The organism is Arthrobacter sp. 01N442 (assembly GCF_056399345.1).
On sequence record NZ_JBFTRD010000004.1, the window covers coordinates 412,844 to 431,521 of the forward strand.

General features: G+C 67.6%; 15 protein-coding genes. 5 read left to right on the plus strand and 10 right to left on the minus strand.

Going from position 1 to position 18,678, the window contains the following annotated elements; genetic code table 11:
• The first annotated feature begins 926 nt into the window (after positions 1-926).
• Together AC1DNC_RS09330 and AC1DNC_RS09335 are read left to right on the plus strand one after the other, a co-directional pair.
• A complete protein-coding gene (locus tag AC1DNC_RS09330; protein ID WP_476862285.1) occupies positions 927-1,061 on the plus strand; it encodes a hypothetical protein in 135 nt (44 codons plus the stop codon).
• Positions 1,062-1,228: 167 nt separating this feature from the next.
• Positions 1,229-1,498 (plus strand): hypothetical protein, encoded by a 270-nt coding sequence (locus tag AC1DNC_RS09335; RefSeq protein WP_476862286.1) that lies wholly within the window; start codon positions 1,229-1,231, stop codon positions 1,496-1,498.
• A gap of 95 nt (positions 1,499-1,593) precedes the next feature.
• Here the strand turns inward: AC1DNC_RS09335 and istB are convergent, their stop codons facing one another.
• Entirely contained in the window at positions 1,594-2,412 is an 819-nt protein-coding gene (istB, locus tag AC1DNC_RS09340; RefSeq protein WP_476862287.1) for an IS21-like element helper ATPase IstB, read from the minus strand.
• Positions 2,409-4,085 carry an IS21 family transposase gene (gene istA / locus AC1DNC_RS09345; protein WP_476862288.1) on the minus strand — a complete coding sequence of 559 codons (1,677 nt, stop codon included), beginning with the start codon at positions 4,083-4,085 and terminating at the stop codon, positions 2,409-2,411. The genes istB and istA overlap by 4 nt, the downstream gene beginning before the upstream one ends.
• A gap of 171 nt (positions 4,086-4,256) precedes the next feature.
• Here istA and AC1DNC_RS09350 point away from each other — a divergent pair, with 171 nt between their 5' ends.
• The gene (locus AC1DNC_RS09350; protein WP_476862626.1) at positions 4,257-4,586 is read left to right on the plus strand and encodes an RcpC/CpaB family pilus assembly protein; all 330 of its coding nucleotides are present in this window, start codon (positions 4,257-4,259) and stop codon (positions 4,584-4,586) included.
• Between the two features lie 31 nt (positions 4,587-4,617).
• Here the strand turns inward: AC1DNC_RS09350 and AC1DNC_RS09355 are convergent, their stop codons facing one another.
• The 8 genes from AC1DNC_RS09355 to AC1DNC_RS09390 all read right to left on the minus strand — a co-directional run bounded on the left by AC1DNC_RS09355 (position 4,618) and on the right by AC1DNC_RS09390 (position 15,729).
• Positions 4,618-4,896, minus strand: a complete 279-nt coding sequence (locus tag AC1DNC_RS09355; protein WP_476862636.1) for a hypothetical protein — start codon at positions 4,894-4,896, stop codon at positions 4,618-4,620.
• A 57-nt stretch (positions 4,897-4,953) separates the two neighbouring features.
• Positions 4,954-8,769: an AAA family ATPase gene (locus AC1DNC_RS09360; protein ID WP_476862289.1), complete on the minus strand. Its 3,816-nt coding sequence runs from the start codon at positions 8,767-8,769 to the stop codon at positions 4,954-4,956.
• A 222-nt stretch (positions 8,770-8,991) separates the two neighbouring features.
• On the minus strand, positions 8,992-10,581 hold the full coding sequence (gene guaA, locus AC1DNC_RS09365; protein ID WP_476862290.1) for a glutamine-hydrolyzing GMP synthase: 1,590 nt from the start codon (positions 10,579-10,581) through the stop codon (positions 8,992-8,994).
• 106 nt (positions 10,582-10,687) lie between these two features.
• On the minus strand, positions 10,688-11,200 hold the full coding sequence (locus AC1DNC_RS09370) for a DUF3817 domain-containing protein (protein WP_476862291.1): 513 nt from the start codon (positions 11,198-11,200) through the stop codon (positions 10,688-10,690).
• Positions 11,197-12,069 (minus strand): SURF1 family protein, encoded by an 873-nt coding sequence (locus AC1DNC_RS09375; protein WP_476862292.1) that lies wholly within the window; start codon positions 12,067-12,069, stop codon positions 11,197-11,199. Before AC1DNC_RS09375 ends, AC1DNC_RS09370 begins: the two co-directional genes overlap by 4 nt.
• Before the next feature lie 104 nt (positions 12,070-12,173).
• Positions 12,174-12,662 carry a PTS sugar transporter subunit IIA gene (locus AC1DNC_RS09380; protein ID WP_476862293.1) on the minus strand — a complete coding sequence of 163 codons (489 nt, stop codon included), beginning with the start codon at positions 12,660-12,662 and terminating at the stop codon, positions 12,174-12,176.
• Positions 12,663-12,726: 64 nt separating this feature from the next.
• Entirely contained in the window at positions 12,727-14,478 is a 1,752-nt protein-coding gene (locus tag AC1DNC_RS09385; protein WP_476862294.1) for a glycerol-3-phosphate dehydrogenase/oxidase, read from the minus strand.
• Between the two features lie 114 nt (positions 14,479-14,592).
• Positions 14,593-15,729: a GuaB3 family IMP dehydrogenase-related protein gene (locus AC1DNC_RS09390; RefSeq protein ID WP_476862295.1), complete on the minus strand. Its 1,137-nt coding sequence runs from the start codon at positions 15,727-15,729 to the stop codon at positions 14,593-14,595.
• A 274-nt stretch (positions 15,730-16,003) separates the two neighbouring features.
• Here AC1DNC_RS09390 and AC1DNC_RS09395 point away from each other — a divergent pair, with 274 nt between their 5' ends.
• Both AC1DNC_RS09395 and AC1DNC_RS09400 read left to right on the plus strand, forming a co-directional pair.
• A complete protein-coding gene (locus AC1DNC_RS09395; RefSeq protein WP_476862296.1) occupies positions 16,004-17,908 on the plus strand; it encodes a S8 family peptidase in 1,905 nt (634 codons plus the stop codon).
• 151 nt (positions 17,909-18,059) lie between these two features.
• Positions 18,060-18,668 carry a hypothetical protein gene (locus AC1DNC_RS09400; protein ID WP_476862297.1) on the plus strand — a complete coding sequence of 203 codons (609 nt, stop codon included), beginning with the start codon at positions 18,060-18,062 and terminating at the stop codon, positions 18,666-18,668.
• Positions 18,669-18,678: the final 10 nt, after the last annotated feature.

Consider the following 18,678-nt stretch of genomic DNA (forward strand, 5'->3'; position numbering starts at 1 on the left):
TTCGTCGAGGGTAATTCGAAGTTGCGCCGCCCGAATACCCCTCCGTATTCGCAGAATGGTTTCCTTCCGGGATGCCCCGGCCTCCTCATCCACAGCAGACATTGCCTCGCCCTTCTCCATCCACTTCAGTCATCATCTCGAAGACGTCCGCTAAAGCCAATGGCTTCGCGTCACCGAGGCGGACGATGCAGCAGCTCTTATAGGAGCGTCTTAACAGAAGCCCCCACCCCAGTTGGAGGGTTCTCCGCACTCGGCTCGCAGAGACGAGATCCCACATGTGCCGAGTTATAGGAAGTTCTAGGGGGTTATACGAAATTTCCTAGAACTGGTTGTGTCAAGTATTTCTGGCCCCGGGAGGACGGCTATAACTGGCCCCATCCCTGCACGTTTCGTGCTGCTCGGGAGTCTTGACCGGTGACACCTGGGCGCCAACTGGCAGTACAGTACCTTGGCCTGTCCCCGACGCTCTTTCCCGAAGGAGTGGCAGCCGGCACCCTAGCAGGGGCGGCAGGGGCCGTAGCCGGCCTAACCGGCGGAGCAGCCTTCGTTGCATGTTCGGCCGGGTGGTGACGAAGTGATCTACTGGCCACTGATTTTGCTATTCGCGGGTCTCGCTGTGCTCGGAGGCAGCGCGCTCTACGTGCGGTCCAAGCGTCCGGGGCCGGGGAAGCCGTATCAAGGGTCGCGGATCGTCTTGCTCTTTGTGGGGCTTGCGATTGTGCTGTGCATTGCCGCCCTGATCGGAGTTTTTGTCACCCCACGATGATGCCACGGGAGGCTGGACTAGCACGGGAGACCCCGGACCGATATGCGGTCCGGGGTCACCCTTAGAAATAACCTGTGGCTGTCCCTTAATCAGGCCCTCGTTCGACGTCTGCAATGGTCCCCCTCCAAGGACGAGGATCGCTCCTGTCTTCCCAATTCTCGTGTCAGGGTTTGCGACCTTGTTCACCGCGTCCCGGACCGGTCCGGCGTCGTCCGGCCACAACGCGAGCATGGACGCATCCAGCATTGCCATCAGGTTCGCTGCCCGGTCCGTCTCCCAGGTGGTCTCGGCCTGATCGGGAAGCAGGATGCAGGGCCTGCTGTCGGTTTGGGGGCCCTGGCAGGCGCGATCGGCGGCCCCCTGAGGACATGGCTCAGAGGCATCATGCCGTGATAGCACAAGTAGGTGCGCCTCGCTCGGCAGTCAGACCGTGGATCGGACGAACTAACCCCTAGAGGAGACATGTCAAAAGCATCAAGTGCACGGCTAAAGCGAGTCCTGGTTTACCTCCTTGAACTCATCATCGGAGCGATTACCTTCGGATTCATTGGGCTGGTCAGCGGCGGATGGGAGGCCGTCCCTTATGCGGCAGTTGCCGGAGGCATCTTGAGCATTCCGGCGGGCTTCGCGATAAGTGCCGCCCGCCGGTCCGGTGCCAAGGCTGAACAAGCAAAGGAGGTCTGGCTGGATAAGCGGGCAGGCGACCGTCAGCAAGGCGAGGAACAGAACTAGACCGGCGAGGCCCGCGGCTGGCTGCAGGTGGCCCGCTGGACGACGTAACCGAGTTGCTTCGGACCGGTGCGGCATCTTGAGCAAGGAGCGCCCGGCTAGCCTACGCTTTGTTGGGCGACGGTGTGGGCGAGGCGGTAGGAGTCGGTGCCGGTTTCGATGATGGCGCCGTTGAAGGTCAGCCGGTCAACGATCGCCGCGCACAGGCGGGGGTCGGTGAAGGTTTTCGTCCAGCCGGAGAACGATTCGTTGCTGGCGATGGCGATGGAATTTTTCTCTTCGCGTTCGGTGAGGACCTGGAAGAGGAGCTCGGCGCCGCGGCGGTCCAGTTCCATGTAGCCGAGCTCGTCGATGCAGAGCAGATCGACCCGGCCGTAGCGGGCGATGGTCTTGGCCAGGATCTTCTCATCGGCGGCCTCGACGAGTTCGTTCACGAGCCGGGTCGCGAGGGTGTATTTGACCCGGTAGCCCTTCTCGGCCGCTGCGGTGCCGAGCCCGATGAGCAGGTGGGATTTCCCGGTCCCGGAGTCCCCGATGAGGCACAGCGGCGATCCTTTGCGGATCCAGTCGCCGGTGGCGAGGGTGTGGATGGTGGCGGGGTTGATGTTCGGGTTGGCGTCGAAATCGAAGTCCCCGAGCCATTTGTCCCGGGGAAAGTTCGCTGCTTTGACGCGGCGGATGGAGGAGCGCCGGTCCCGGTCGTCACACTCGGCCAGCAGCAGCTCCGCCAGGAAGCCCTGGTACGAGAGTTGTTCCTTTCCGGCGACGGTCAGGGCTTCGTCCAGCACGGCCCGGATCGTGGGCAGGCGCAGCCGGCGGCAGGCCTGGTCCACGGCTGCGACCGCGGCCTGTTCGGTCAGGCCGCGCCGCCGGCGCAGGGTCGGAGTGATGGTCGTCGAGGGTGCTGCTGGGCTCATGAGATGTTCTCCTTCGACACGGTTCCTGCGGGATGATCGGTGCGTTTGGCCAGCAACTCGTCGTAAACCCCGATCGACGGAAGCGGGCGCGTGTCCGGCGGGAGTCCGGCGATGACGGCTGCGGGGTCCATGAGCCGGCGCTGGGTGAGACTGACAACCCGTTGCACATTCACCTCGTCATGAGCACCGGGATGACGGTCCGAACCGGACCCACCCACGGGGATGCCCGCAGCGTGTCTGCGGGCCTCGACCGCGACCACGTCGGCGCTGACGGCCCCCACTCCCAGCGCCGCGGTGATCCCTGCCCGGACGTCTCCGGCATCCATGGAGCGGTGGAGCAGCAGGACGTCGATGAGTTCACGGGTCCCATCCGCGTCGCCGTTCACCCGGCGCGAAGCTGCCCAGAACGCCTCGTGGGCGCTGGTGAAAGCCCCGGACGCCCGCGCCCGGGCCAAGGCGGTGGAACCGGGCAGCGCGCCGGGCTTGGTCTTGAGGACCTCGAGGTAGTGATCCAGCTGGACGGACTGCCCGCTCTTGGCAACGATCCGCTGATGCCTGGCAGCCACGGCACGGCCGTCGAACACCACGACCTCGGACGCCCGCAGCGAGACCCGGACTTTCCTGCCGATGAACCGGGCCGGGACGGAATACTTCACCATCCGCACCGTAATCATTGAAGACCTGTCCACCCGGGGCGTCAGCACCAGACCCGGATCAAACGCTTCCGCCGGCAACGGCGCCAGGAACGGCCGTTCGGCGGCGAAGTCCTGGCCGATCGTGCGGATCCTGTCGTTGATCCGCCGTCGATCGTCCACGGCCTCCCAGGCCCGGATGCGGTCGTTGAGCTCATCCAGAGACGCAGCAATGGGCATGGGCGAGAGCCGGTTGCGGCGGAACCAGCCAACCTCCCCCTCGACCCCGCCTTTCTCATGCGCCCCGGCGATGCCGGGCTGGCAGTAGAAGGGATCGAAGCCGTAGTGCGAGCGGAACAGCACCCATCGGTCGTTTTCCTTGCGCTGCCGGCCCTGCCCGAACACCAGCGCAGTAACAGCGCTCGTGAGGTTGTCATAGCGGATGTGCCTGACCGGCACGCCGCCGATCTCGTTGAACGCCTCGATGTGGCCTTCCAGGAAAGCCTCCTGCGCCTGCGTCGGATAGATCCGGTGGAAGGCCTTGCCAGACTGGGACAGCCGGAAGACGAACATATGGCACTTCGTCTTCACCCCGTTCAGCACAACCCAGACTTCACCGAAGTCCACCTCGGCCTCAGCGCCCGGGGCGTGTTCCTGCGGGACGAATGCCTCCACCCGGCGGCCGGCTTCAACATCGATCTGGGCCCGGCGGATCCGCACATAGTCACGCACCGTCGAATACGACAGCTCCTCCGCGCCGTGCTCCTCGATCAGCCGGGCCAGGATCCTGCGGGCGGTATGGCGCTGTTTCCGCGGCGCGGTCGTGTCCTCGATGAGCATCGCGTCTACCGCTGCTTTGAACGGCTCCAGCCGCCAGGCAACCGCTTCTCTTGGCTTGCGTGGGGGAGGGGAGGCCGACTCCAGAGCCTGTCGAACCGTCCTTCGGTGAACTTTGTGTTTGGACGCCAGTGCGCGGACCGAGAGGCCCTCGACCCGGGCGTCCCTTCGGATCTGCGCGAATAACTCCACTCTCGAATCCATCCAGAACAGCCTTCCGCCGCATCCATCCACTGATGAATCCAACGTTGAAGGCGGGGCCACATATAACCGTCACAACCTGCCCGGCGAGTCACGAAGTGGGGCCAGAAATAACCGTCCTACCGGGGCCATCCAAACCTGTCACAACCAACCCAGCTTGTTGGCCCGGGGCTGCTGGCCGGCAGCCCGCCGGGTTCGGCGGCCGTGCCCCTTCGCATGGCCGACCCAGCCTCGATCCAGCTGGTCTCCCCCGGCCAGCTGGTCAATGTCGTCATGACGAGCGGCGACGGCTACGGGAAGGCAGCAGCACCCCGGGTGCTCGCGTCGGCGGTTCCGGTCCTGTGGACCTCCGCCCAGGGCGGACGTGCCGACCCATGGCTCGACGCCGGGGAGACGGACGGCCTGATGGTGGTGGCAGCGGACCGGGACCAGGCCCGGAAACTCGCCGGATCCTCCACCCAGGGCAAGCTGTTCTTCGTCCTGGTCGGGGCCGGGTCCGGCTAGGCGGAGGATCGCCGGCTCACCGGTGCGCCGGTCAGCCCCAATGTGGTGGGCGCTGTTCCTTGAGCCAGGCGTCGTGATCGTAGCTGCCGGGCTGGTCGCCCCAGCGTCGCGGATCGTCTTCGGCCGCCTTGTTCGGCAGCACTCCCCCGGATACCGCGGCACCGGATGCCGGCTGACCCTTTGACTTCCCGGAACCTGCATCCTGGCTCGGCACGGACGCGTCCGGGGTGGTTGCGTCCGAGTCGCCGGACCGGTTCGCGTCACCACCGTGACGCTGTTTGTGCTTGTCGTTCTCGGCGTCTGCGCTCATGCCGCCGGCCTCCTTGCTGCGAATAACTGTTCCCTGCTGAGCGGCACCGGCCGCGGCCTAGCTCCGGTCCGCGGTGGCCGGGGCGTAGGCTTCCTGTACGTCTTCGACGCTCAGGTTCTCGATGTCGTCGGAAAAGCCGGGCGAGGTGCGCGTTCGGCTCGATGCCACCGGCTTCTCCAGTCCGAGGTAGCCGCCGATCCGGTCCGCGCAGGCGGAAGGATCGGTGAAGACCTCTATGGTCCATAGTGGCATGTACCGCCAGCCCATGCGCTCTAGCAGCTGCGGGCGGAGGCGGCTGCGCTCACGCACCGTCATCCGCCGGTACCGTTCGGTGCCGTCCGACTCGATGGCAACCGGGCGGGGAATCTCTGCGTCGTCCTGGCCGATGGTGTGCATCGGGTCGGCAGCGGCAACCATGTCCAGGACGCCGTCGTACTGGTGCCAGACCCGCGCACCGCGGGCACGGAGCCGGTCGCCGAGATCGGCCACCAGCGGGTCGGCGCCGAGGGCCTGCTCGCTGGCCGCGGCACGTGACGCCGGGCTCCCCAGATCGGAGTTGCCCGCGATTTCGCGGTCCAGGAGTTCGTAGAAGTCCACCGCTCCGTGGCTCAGGCGGGTGACGTCCAGGTCCTCAGGCCGGAAGCAGCTCAATACGTGCAGTGAGCGCCGGGCCCGGGTCATCGCGAGTGCGAACTTGGCGCGGCCGCCCTCGGCTGACAGCGGGCCGAGGCTGTGCAGCGCACGCCCGTGCGGGGTGCGGCCGTAACCGGGCGAGAAGATGACATGGTCGCGGACCAGTCCCTGGGCCCGTTCAAGGTCCACCACCCGGAACGATTCGTCGCCGGCGGTGAAGAAGCTCCCCAGCAGCGGGTAGTTGGGCAGCTGCCGCCGGATGGCCTCGCCAATCCGGGCGGCATGGCGCAGGCTGCCGGTGACAACGGCCAGCGAAGTGCGCGGGCGGAGCCTTGCGTGTTCGAAGACCAGTTCCACCACGCGGTTCACTTCGGCGACCACCGATTCGACGCCGTCGTGGTCGGCGCTCGGCAGGCCGGTCCCGTCCGGCAGGTACTCCACCGTCAGGGCCCGGTCCAGCCCGGTGGCTGACTGCCCCTCCGGAAGCCTGCGGAGTCCGCCGTCGTAGAATCCCTTGCTCAGCTGCCGGACCAGGTCCTCGTCGACGGCACGGTAGACGGTCCTCAGTTTCCAGACCGGCAGCACCGCGGCGAGTGCCTGGTACGCACTCTCCACGGGCTGGTGTGAGTTTTCGCCGGCGGCGAGCCTCTCGACCCCTACGGTGAAGCCGCGGGGGCTGGCGATCTTGTCGTCGCCAAAGGCAATGACCTGCCGGGAGCGGGCGACGGCGGGCAGCACGGCCTGCAGCGAGGTGGCCTCGGCATCCAGGATCACCACCGCGTCGAAGCGCTGTTCGGCCGGCAGCAGGCTGGTCATGAGGTACGGGCTGACGGACCAGACCGGCACCAGCATGGGCACGAGCTCCGGCGATTGCGCGGTCAGCGCCGCGGGGGTCACCCGTCCGTCCTTCAGCAGGCTGCGCAGCAGGTCGGCCTGCCGGGGGTGCTCGCTGAGGGCGGCGCGCCACCGTTCCGCGAGTTTCCAGCGCAGCCGGGCGGCACCGCTGGCGATGTGGGCGTTGTCCGCGAGGCGGTACTCCGCTTCGAGCTGGCGGAGGGCATCGCCGTCGGACATCGCAAGATAGTCGTCGCCGCTGATCATGGCTTCGAGGGCGGACTGCCACCAGGCCAGCTCAAGCTCCGCGGCCACCGATTCCGCCGGCACCTCGCGCTCGGCGAGGTCCGCGAGCAGTTCGCCCAGGCCGTGCTCGCGCATGTTCTCCACGAGCAGGGTCCGCTCAGGCAGGGTCTCCAGCGTGCCGGTGTCCGCGACGAGGCGTTCCAGGCGCTCCATCAGTTCCTCGTACGGGGTCTCCCGGACGGCTCCGCCGGCAGCCGTGTGCCGCACGGCCGCACTCAGCTCGCTCAGCTCGGACTCCAGCTCACGGTACAGGGCCGTGATCTCGGCCAGCCCGGATGGGACGGCCGGGTGGCGCTGGGTGGTGGCGTAACCGGACCAGCTTGCCCGCTGCTCCTGGACCAGCACCAGCGAACTGTGGAGGTCCGCGATGTGCACGCCCGGACGGACGTACTCCTTGGCGACGCGCCGCAGGCGGGAGCGCTGCATGGACGCCATTTCGATGTTCCGTTCGCGGCGCCACGAGGACGGGGCGGTAGCCGAAATCAGATCATGGACGGGCCGGTCGAAAATGTCGGGGGTGAACTTGTCCAGGCTTTCCCGGACGGCGACCAGCAGCTCGATCTGGTCCCCCCACTCGGCGAACGTCTCGCCAAGGCGGATCTCGGCGTGTTCAGCGACGCCGTTCATCCGTTCGCGCAACTGCGGGAGCTTCTCCGCGACGGAGCGGGCCACCTGCTGCGCCTCCTGGGTCTCCTTGCGCGTCAGCAGCCGCGCGCCGTGCCACGGGCTCATGGTGGAGGCCCGGCTGAAGCTGCCCAGCTCCGCGGCCCGCTTGAGCCGCCCCGCGAGTTCGGCGCGGTCCCGGATGCTGTCCAGCACGCTGCGCTTGAGCCGGACAGTGGTGGCCGGCGCCGGGTGGATGGCGGTCAGCGCGGCGAGCGACTGCATCGCCTCATACGGCGAGCAGCCCCAGCGCGCCCGCACGTTGTGCAGGGAAGCGACATGGTCCATCAGGGCGTGACGGTGCTCGGTCAGGGTGGAGTGCAGGTTCGCCAGTTGCGGTTCGAGCGACTTTTCGTTGCGGACGATCGCGCGGACCAGCTGACCCTTGAGCATCAGGGGCGTGGAGTTGCCGGCGAGCTGCACGAGCAGCGTCTCGAGCCCCAGCGCCTCCAGCTGGGCGGAGACCTCGCCCAGGCTGGCGCGGCGGTCGCCTACGACTAGGACGCTCTTGCCTTCGTCGACCAGCGCACCGATGGTGTTGATCGCCGTCTGGGTCTGGCCGGTTCCCGGCGGGCTGCTGACCACGAGTGAGTCGCCGGCACGGACGGCGTCCACGACGTACTGCTGGTCCGTGTCGGCGTCGAGCAGCAGGAGTTCGTCCGCGGGGCTGCGCTCATCCGTGCTGGGGAAGCGTCCCTCCTCCAGCGGGGGGACGTCGACGGGTGCGCCGGCAGCGGCGCGGCCGAGGGCCGCCACGGTCGGGTTGGTCTGGTTGATCCACGGGTCGTCCAGGTTGCCGGAGAGGTCGGCGAACGTGGAGACCAGCAGGTTGTGCTCGATTTCCGCGCCGTGGATCGGCTGGATCAGGGTGCCCAGGCGGTCGAGCACCGGCTGCGGGTCGAATCGGGCCGTGCTGTAGGCCATCCGGGTTACGGCGTTGACGTCGAACACAATGCCGTGGATGGTCTTCAGGTGCCGGACCAGGGCCGGGTTGATCCGGGCCTGCTCAGTGAGCTGCAGTTCGTAGTCGTCCTCGCCGGGGCGGACGGTGAGGGAGATGGCGGTGAGCATGACCGGCGCGGAGACGCGCTGCGGTTTGCCCCCGACGGCGGAGGTCCAGACGACGGTGCCGGCCGAGAAGTAGCCGGCGTCGATGCCGCGGTCGTTGGCGAGCTCGAAGATCTTGGAACGGAGGTTGCGTGAGGCGCGGGCGGCGACGACGTACTGCTGGCGGTCGCGGATCAGGGTCGACAGGCGGGTCCGTCGCCCGGCCATCAGCTGGGCCAGGCCGGAAGGGTGCGCGTGGGTCAGGTCTATGGAGCCTTCAGGCGTCTTCGTAAAGCGCAGCATGGTGTCTGCTCCGGTGACGGGTTTGAGACCCGACAGCCATTTCCTGAACTCCTCGGAGCCCTCGGGGTGGCCTTGACCAACTGACACTGCTGCCTTCTTTTCTGTGCTCACGGTTTCTGTGTTCGCGGCTTCTGGGTTCGCGCGGGACGCCCTGGACCATACCGGCATGTTTTCGAGGTTAGCCCGAATCGGGCGTTGGTGCGGGGCCGCAACACTGGCACACACCAAATTCGTGGGCAAATTGCTTCGCCGCAGCGGCTTGGCCCAAAGAAAATGGCCGGCCTCCGAGGAGGCCGGCCATTCACAACGCTATTCCCATTCGATGGTTCCCGGCGGCTTGCTGGTGACGTCCAGCACCACGCGGTTCACGCCGTCCACCTCATTGGTGATCCGGTTGGAGATCCGGGCGAGCAGCTCGTAGGGCAGCCGCGACCAGTCCGCCGTCATGGCGTCCTCGGAAGACACCGGACGCAACACGATCGGGTGGCCATAGGTGCGGCCGTCACCCTGCACCCCGACGCTGCGGACGTCCGCCAGCAGGACCACGGGCATCTGCCAGACCTCATTGTCGAGGCCGGCCGCGGTCAGCTCGGCGCGGGCGATGGCGTCGGCCTTGCGCAGCAGGTCGAGCCGCTCCTTGGTCACTTCGCCAACGATCCGGATGCCGAGCCCGGGGCCCGGGAAGGGCTGCCGGCCCACGATTTCCTGCGGCAGGCCTAGCTGGGCACCGACGGCGCGCACCTCGTCCTTGAACAGGGCACGCAGCGGTTCCACGAGCTCGAACTGAAGGTCTTCCGGCAGGCCGCCCACGTTGTGGTGGCTCTTGATGTTCGCAGCTCCCTCGCCGCCGCCGGATTCGACGACGTCCGGGTACAGGGTGCCCTGGACGAGGAACTTGATCTTTTCACCGTGCGCGGCGGCCTCGGCGATGATGGCCAGCTCGGCTTCTTCGAAGGCGCGGATGAATTCGCGGCCGATGATTTTGCGCTTGGTTTCCGGGTCGCTGACGCCGGCCAGCGCGGCCTGGAAGCGCTCCTGCTCGTTGGCGACGTAAAGCTTGACGCCGGTGGCGGCCACGAAGTCGCGTTCAACCTGCTCGGCTTCGCCCTCGCGCAGCAGTCCGTGGTCCACGAAGACGCAGGTCAGCTGGTCGCCGACGGCACGCTGCACCAGGGCTGCGGCGACGGCGGAGTCAACGCCGCCGGAGAGGCCGCAGATGACCCGGGAGTCACCGATCTGCTCGCGGATGCGGGCGACCTGTTCCTCGAGGATGTTGCCCGTGGTCCAGTTCGGTTCCAGCTTGGCGCCTTTGAAGAGGAAGTTCTCGAGAACCTGCTGGCCGTAGGCGGAGTGCTTCACCTCGGGGTGCCACTGCACGCCGTAGAGGCACTTCTCTTCGTTCGCGAAGGCGGCGACGTCGGCGCCCGCCGTCGTCGCGAGGACCTCAAAGCCCTCCGGGGCTTCGTGGACGGAGTCGCCGTGGCTCATCCAGGTGCTCTGGTGCTGCGGCATGCCCTCCAGGATGGAGCGGCCTTCGCCAATGGTGGTGGTCTCGGTGGCGCCGTATTCGCGCAGGCCGGTCCGGGCCACCTTGCCGCCCAGGGCGTTGGCCATGGCCTGGAAGCCGTAGCAGATGCCGAACACCGGCACACCTGCCTCGAACAGGTCGGCTCCCACGCTCGGGGCACCTTCGGCGTAGACGCTGGCGGGGCCGCCGGAGAGGATGATGGCGGCCGGGTTCTTAGCCAGCAGCTGCTCGGTGCTGTAGGTATGCGGAACGACTTCCGAATACACATTCGCTTCCCGGACGCGGCGGGCAATCAGCTGCGCGTACTGGGCACCGTAGTCAACAACCAGGACAGGCCTTTGGGACGTCTGGGATGCAGTGGGAGTGGTCACTGTCCTAGCCTACTTTGCACCGCCGGTCCCCCGCACATTGAGAAGCCCCGGGTAAGCGAACTCACAGGGTAATTCCCCGGTTCAGGGGCGCAGTCAGGGGCGCGGCTCAGTAGCGCTGCGGAGCCTGCGGGTTGGCGGCCAGTTCGGCCTCCACCTCGGCGTGGAACTTCTTCTCCACGAAGAACGACAGGAACGGCACGACGCCGCCCAGCGCCAGGATGATGAGCTTGGCAAAGGGCCAGCGCATGAGCGACCAGAGCCGGAAATTGGACATCAGGTAGACGACGTACATCCAGCCGTGCACGATCAGCACCGTCACGGACAGGTTCACTCCGTTTATCACTCCGGCCGGATCGGCGTCGGCGAACCCGAAGCCGAACGGCTGTCCGGTGACGGCGTTGGTGCCGCCGGCGAAAAGATACTGGCCGAAGACGTAGCGCGCGATCAGCTCCGCGCAGAGCAGGAGAAGCATGGAGCCCGTCAGGTAGGCGAGGACCTTGTAGAACTTCAGGGCGGAGCGGATCTGCGCCTCGGTGCCGCCGAAGCGGCGCTTCTTGCCGTTGGCGTTACCCGTTCCGTTGGACTGCTGCGGCTGGATGGCCGGCTGGGGCTCGATCATGATTGCACTCTCGGATTGGTTGGGTCGGATTCGGGGGAATCTTCGGGGGAAGCAGCGCCCTCGGGGCCGCCCGAGGCAGCGAGCCGGGCGGCCGCTTCATCCTGGGCGTCTTCGAGGCCGCGGCGATAGTCGTCCTTGACCAGCCGCCACCAGATGAACAGGGCGAAGCCGGCGAAGACCACCCACTCAGCGGCGTAGAAGAGGTTGAGCCAGTTCACGGTCTGCGCCGGCGGCTGCGGACCAATGTTGAGCGGTTTGACGGCGCCGGCGGCGGCCACGTCGGCGCCCCCGGAGCGCTCGGCGCTGGCGGCCACGAACCCGGGGTAGCTGCTGACGTCCCAGAGGTTGATGAGTTCCGCAACGGAGACTGCGGTGGCACGCCCGGGGCCGGCGTCGGTGTTGGGCAGCGGCGCCTCCGAAGGAATCAGCCGGCCGGTGAGTTCGATGGTGCCCGACGGCGGTACCGTGGCATCCGCCGGGTCGGCGACCCAGCCCCGTGCCACCGGGATCCAGGTCTGCGGCGAGGCACCGGCGCCGGACAGGGCGGGGGCGCCCTGCACCGCGAAGGCGGAGACGATCCAGAAGCCCTTGGCCCCGTCGTGGATCCGGCCCGGCACCAGGACTTGCTTCCGCGGGTCATAGCTGCCGGTGGCGGTAACCACCTGGTCGGACGCCGTGCCCGGGAAGAACTGGCCCGGCTTCAGCACCGCGGTCAGCGGGCGGGCGTCCTCGGTCCCCGTGGAAACCGGCGCCTCGGCCCGCGTGGAGCGGCCAAACTGCCACTGGCTCAGCAGCACAAAGACCCCGGAAATCACGATCGCCAGCACGAGGCCTGCGATCCAGCGGGGTTTGAGGGCGGTTTTCAACACCCCTTAACCGTACTTCGTCCGCGTGTAGAACAACGAAACGGGGCGGTCCGGGTTCAGGTCCCTACGTGGCGACGGAGTCGACACGAAAGGGCCTGCCCCAATCTCTAGTGGTCGAAGAACACCAGGGACGAATTGATCAGTTCCGAGATGACCTCGGGATCGTACGCCCGGCGCAGCGACTCCCGGAATGACTCCTTGGACAGCGAACGCGCCAGCGTGGCCAGCACTTCCAAGTGGTCGGAGAAGGAACTTGCCGGCGTCGCGATCAGCAGGACAACGGTGGCCGGGCCGTCGGCCGCGCCAAAGTCCAGGGCCTTGCCGTACTTGGTGATCCCCACGGCGATGGAGGTGCGGGAAACGTACTCGCTGCGGGCGTGCGGCAGGCCGACGCCGCCGGGAAGCCCGGTGGCCAGCTGGTGTTCGCGGGCGTTGACGTGGCCGAGGAATCCCTCCAGGTCGGAGATCCGGCCGGCGTCATACATCCGCTGCGCGAGCTGGGCGGCGGCGTCGAACTTGTCCTTCGCATCGAGCTCCAGGATCACCATCTGCGGCGTGGTGAGGTCGGCATCGTACCTGTCCAGTGGTTCCGCCAAGAGGTGTCCCTTCGAAGTGGCGTCGGTGCACGCCGACTGGTGGTGCGCCGTGCGGCGTCCCCGGTCAGCGCAGCGGGACGATGTCCTCGACGCCCATTCGAGCTGCGTCGGCGGATTCGTCGTCCGGCTGCTCCTGGCTCAACCGTTCCGCGTCGACCCGTGCCAGGTAGTGCTTGATCTCGCTCTCGCGCTGCGCATCGCTCCAGCCGAGAACCTCACCGATCAGTTTAGCGACTACCGGCGCGGCGGACACACCGCGGTCCCACGCCTCGATCGAGATCCGGGTCCGGCGGGTCAGCACATCCTGGACATGGCGGGCGCCCTCGAACCTGGCGGCGTACACAGCCTCGGCCGCGAGGTAATCGTCGGCGCCGGGCAGCGGCTCGGCCAGTTCGGGGTTCTCCCCGATCAGCGCCAGCACCTCCGGAGCCATCGAGCCGTAGCGGTTGAGCAGGTGTTCGATCCGCGCGACGTGGACGCCGGTCTCCTCCGCCATCCGGTTGCGCTTGTTCCAGGCGGCCTTGAAGCCGCTGGCGCCCAGCAGCGGGATGGATTCGGTGCACGACGGCGGGACGCGTTCGTCCATGCTGCGGGTTGCCTCGTCCACGGCGTCCTTGGCCATGACCCGGTAGGTGGTCCACTTGCCGCCGGCCACGACGACAAGGCCCGGCACCGGGTGGGCCACGACGTGTTCGCGGGAGAGCTTGGCCGTCGAGTCGTTCTCCCCGGCCAGCAGCGGGCGCAGTCCCGCATAAACGCCCTCGACGTCCTCCCGGGTCAGCGGCCGCTTGAGGACCTTGTTGACGTGTTCGAGGATGTAGTCGATGTCCTTGCTGGACGCCGCCGGGTGCGCCTTGTCCAGGTGCCAGTCGGTGTCCGTGGTGCCGATGATCCAGTGCCGGCCCCAGGGAATGACGAACAGCACGGACTTCTCGGTCCGCAGGATCAGACCCACCGTGGACTGGAAACGGTCCCTCGGCACCACCAGGTGGATTCCCTTGGAGGCCCGCACCTTGAGCTGGCCGCGGTCGGTGACCATGGCCTGGGTTTCGTCCGTCCAGACGCCGGTGGCGTTGATGACCTGCTTGGCCCGGATGTTGAAGCTGGAGCCGTCCTCATGGTTGACGACCTTGGCGCCCACCACCCGTTCGCCCTCGCGCAGGAAGTCCACCACGGCCATCTGGTTCACCGCGTGCGCCCCGTAGTAGGCGGCGGTGCGGACGAGGTTGGCGACGTATTTCGCGTCGTCGACCTGGCCGTCGTAGTAGCGGATGGAGCCCACGAACGCGTCGTCCTTGAGGCTGGGCGCCGCCCGCAGCGTGCCGCGCCTGCTCAGGTGCTTGTGGAACGGGACGCCGCGGCTGTGGCCGCCGGTGATGGACATGGCGTCGTAGAGGATGATGCCGGAGCCGACGTAGGGCCGTTCCACGAAGCGCTTGGTGAGCGGGTAGAGGAACGGGACCGGCCGGGCAAGGTGGGGGGCGAGAACGGAGAGGATCAGGCCGCGCTCGTGCAGGGCCTCCTTGACCAGCGCGAAGTCGAGCATCTCCAGGTACCGCAGGCCGCCGTGAATGAGCTTCGAGGACCGCGACGAGGTTCCCGCCGCCCAGTCGTTGGCCTCCACGATGCCCACGCTGAGGCCGCGGGTCACGGCATCCAGGGCGGCTCCGGCACCGACGATGCCGCCGCCCACGATCAGGATGTCGAGTTCCTTGCCGGGCTCGGTGCTGGCTTTGAGCACCGCGAGGGACGCTTCGCGTTCCGCGGGCCCGAGCGCGCCGCCTGCCAAGGGAGCACCACCGGGAAAACTGTTCATCTCACGCCTCCATCCGGATCAAACCTCGTAGTGCACCACACTACTTCCAAGTTCTCCGGATGGGCAGGGCTTTAGCTGCGCCGGCGAAAGGCTATGGCCCCGCCGGCGCGGGGCTTAGTTGCCGGCGTAGGGCGAGACGACGACGTCGACGCGCTGGAATTCCTTCAGGTCCGAGTAGCCGGTGGTCGCCATTGAGCGGCGCAGCGCGCCGATCAGGTTCGAGGTCCCGTCGGTGTGGTGGCCTGGTCCGAAAAGCACTTCCTGGAGCGGGCCGACGGTGCCGACGTTGACCCTGTCGCCGCGCGGAAGTTCGAGGTGGTGGGCTTCCTGGCCCCAGTGCCAGCCCTTGCCGGGGGCCTCTTCGGCGCGGGCCAGGGCGCTGCCGAGCATGACGGCGTCGGCGCCCATGGCGATGGCCTTGACGACGTCGCCCGAGGTGCCCATGCCGCCGTCGGCGATGACGTGCACGTAGCGTCCGCCGGATTCGTCCATGTAATCCCGGCGGGCGGCGGCGACGTCGGAGATGGCGGAGGCCATCGGCGAGTGGATGCCCAGGGCGCGGCGGGTGGTGGTGGTGGCTCCCCCGCCGAACCCGACCAGCACGCCGGCGGCTCCGGTGCGCATGAGGTGCAGGGCCGGGGTGTAGCCGGCCGCGCCGCCCACGATGACCGGGACGTCGAGTTCGTAGATGAACTGCTTGAGGTTCAGCGGCTCGTGGTCCTTGGAGACGTGCTCGGCCGAGACTGTGGTGCCGCGGATGACGAAGATGTCCACGCCGGCGGCGACGACGGTCTTGTAGTGCTCCTGGGTGCGCTGCGGCGTCAGCGAACCGGCCACGGTTACCCCTGCGGCGCGGATCTCGGCCAGCCGCGAGGTGATCAGTTCGGGCTGGATCGGGGCCTGGTAGAGCTCCTGCATGCGGCGTGTGACGGCAGGGCTGTTCGTCTCGTTCTGGAGGGCTGCGATCTGGTCCAGGACCGGCTGCGGATCCTCGTAGCGGGTCCAGAGGCCTTCCAGGTCGAGGACGCCGAGGCCACCGAGCCGGCCGAGCGCAATGACGGTTTCCGGGGACATCGCGGAGTCCATCGGCGCGGCAATGACTGGCATGTCGAACTTGTAGGCATCGATCTGCCAGGAGACGGAGACGTCTTTGGGATCACGCGTACGTCGGTTGGGGATGATCGCAATGTCATCCAGGGAGTAGGCACGACGCCCACGCTTGCCACGGCCGATCTCAATCTCGTAAGTCACGTCCCCACTTTACTTGACCCGGCCCGGGACCCGGCATCGGCCCGGGCTGCCCCGCCGGTCGGAGCGCGGCAGCCCTCGCCGGCAGGCCCCGTTCGACGCCGCGAAGCACTCCGAAATAATCGATAGCTCACACTGACTTGACCGATTTTGTCAATAGTTTACAAATCGTGAAAATGCCCTTACGTTTACTTTCGGCCGCCCGGGGATTTCGCCCGGCGGCCTCCCCACCCAGTTCCGGGCATTCCGCAATGCCCGGTTATAGAAAGCAGAACCCATGGGAAGTGCATCACGCAGGACCTCGCGCGTCCTGGCCCTCTCGCTGGCGGCCGTCGTTGGCACCATGACCCTCGCCGTCTCCCCGGTGCTCGCGGCCCCCGTCACGGGCCCGGTCGCCTCGGAGACCGCACCGGCGCCGGACGTCAACGCCGGCGAGGCGTACACGCAGTTCATCGTCAGCTTCAAGAAGACGCCGGGCAACGCCACCCCCAACGGCCGGGCGAACGCCTGGGGTAAGGCCGCGAAGCAGCAAGGGGTGAGCGTGCGGGAACTTCGCGCCCTGGCCACCGGCGCAACCCTGATCTCCTCCGACAAGGCCTTGTCCGACCAGGCCGCCACGGACTTCATGGACGCCATCGTCGCTTCTGGAGCCGTCAACGCCGTCGAGCCCGACGCCCGCATGACGGCCGTGCTGACCCCGAACGACACCCGCTACGGGGAACAGTGGGACTTCACCGGCACCAACGGCATGCGGATCCCCGGCGCCTGGGATGTCTCCACCGGGTCCGGATCCACCGTGGCCGTGATCGACACCGGCATCACGGCGCACCCGGACCTCGACGCCAACGTGCTGCCGGGCTACGACTTCGTGTCGGATGCCACTGCCGCGCGCGACGGAAACGGCCGCGATTCCAACCCGCAGGACCAGGGTGACTGGTACGCGGCCGGCGAATGCGGGCAGACCACGGCAGGGAACTCCTCCTGGCACGGCACGCACGTCTCCGGCACCATCGCCGCCGTGACGGGCAACGCCGCCGGCGTCGCCGGAGTCGCTCCCAACGCCAAGGTCCTGCCCGTCCGGGTGCTGGCCAAGTGCGGCGGCTCGCTCTCCGACATCGCGGACGCCATCATCTGGGCTTCCGGCGGCACCGTTTCCGGAATCCCCGCCAACGCCAATCCGGCCAAGGTCATCAACATGAGCCTGGGCGGTTCCGGGGCCTGCGGCACCACCTACCAGGCCGCCATCGACTCCGCCGTGTCCAGGGGCACCACCGTCGTGGTGGCCGCGGGCAACAGCAACCAGGATGCCTCCGGCTTCCGTCCGGCCAACTGCAACTCGGTGGTGACCGTGGCCGCCAGCAACCCTAGCGGTTCCCTCTCGTACTACTCCAACTACGGCGCCACCGTTGACCTCACCGCCCCGGGCGGCGACACCAGCGTCAGCGGCGGCGGCATCCTCTCCACGCTCAACACCGGAACAACGACGCCGGCAGCGGCCGGCTACGCCTACTACCAGGGCACCTCGATGGCGACCCCGCACGTGGCCGGACTCGTCGCCCTGATGAAGTCCAAGTCACCTTCACTCACGCCGGCCCAGGTGGAGTCCACGCTCCGGCAGGGCACCCGGGCCATGCCCGGCGGCTGCACCAAGGGCTGCGGCGCGGGTCTCTCCGACGCCACCGCCACGATGGGCCTGCTCGGCGGAAGCACTCCGCCACCGCCGTCGGGCAACCTGCTGCTGAACCCCGGCTTTGAAAGCGGCTCGGCGTCCTGGACCTCCAACCAGACGGACACCTTCGAAACCGGCACCGCTGCCCGCAGCGGCAGCGGCTTCGCGGGGCTGAACGGCTGGGGCAAGTCAACCTCGTACACCCTGGACCAGGCCTTTTCCATCCCGTCTTCGGTCAGCGGCTCCTCGCTGTCCTTCTACCTGAAGACGCTTACGGACGAGACAACCACCGGCTCCGCGTACGACACCCTGAAGGTCCAGGTCATCAGCGGCGGGGTGACCACGACCCTGGCCACCTACTCGAACCTGAACCAGTCCACAGGGTACGTCCTGAAGACGCTGGACCTGTCCGCGTTCAAGGGCAAGTCCGTCACCCTGCGTTTCCTCGGCGTGGAAGATTCCTCCCTTGCCACGTACTTCTACCTTGACGACACCTCGGTGACCACCTCCTAGGTTCTGGTCCGCCGCACAGAATGGGCATGCCCTCCCTCGCCGGGAGGACATGCCCATTCTTTGTGCGCGGGGACGGGCATATCGGCATTATGTCCACTGGCCGCGGCCTGGGGAGGACATGTCCGCCCGGCGGGTTGACTACAGTGGCTCCATGGCTGAGCGCTGGATCTTTGACGGACACATAGCCGGGATCGGTGCCGCCTCCGGCCTCCGGGCCGTCGTCGGTATCTGGCGCCACTCCCCCTTCGGGGCTTTCGCGGACGTCATGGTCCAGACGGACACCGGGCAACGGCTGCTGCTGGCCCCCTCCGACGACGTAGCGAACTTCATTGCCGCCACGTACAGCTTCGACGAGGTGCGGATCGTGGACGTGGCCGCAGGCCTGGACGGCCGCCGGTTGTCGGTCGCCGCTGGCCCGCTGAGCATCGAGGCAAGCGTTGGCCCCAGGACGGCGGTGGGTTTCGGCCTCCGGGCGGTCCCCCGCCCGCTGGCTGTCCACCCGGCTTGGCTGCGGACCATCAATCCGGTGGCGGCCCTGCTCAGCCCGGGTGCCCGGACGTCCGGCACCGCCGGGAACGGCCGGAGGGAGTACTACGGTGTAACGGATCTTCACCGGATCACCGGCGCCCGGGTCCGGTGGGGCGGCGCAGACCAAGGCCCCCTGGTGCCGATCAGGCCGGCCGTGACGTTCGGTTTCGGCAGCGTCCCAGCCCGGCCTTCGGTGGCGACGGTCCGCACCACGATCGTTTCCGGAGACTAAGCCGCGTCCG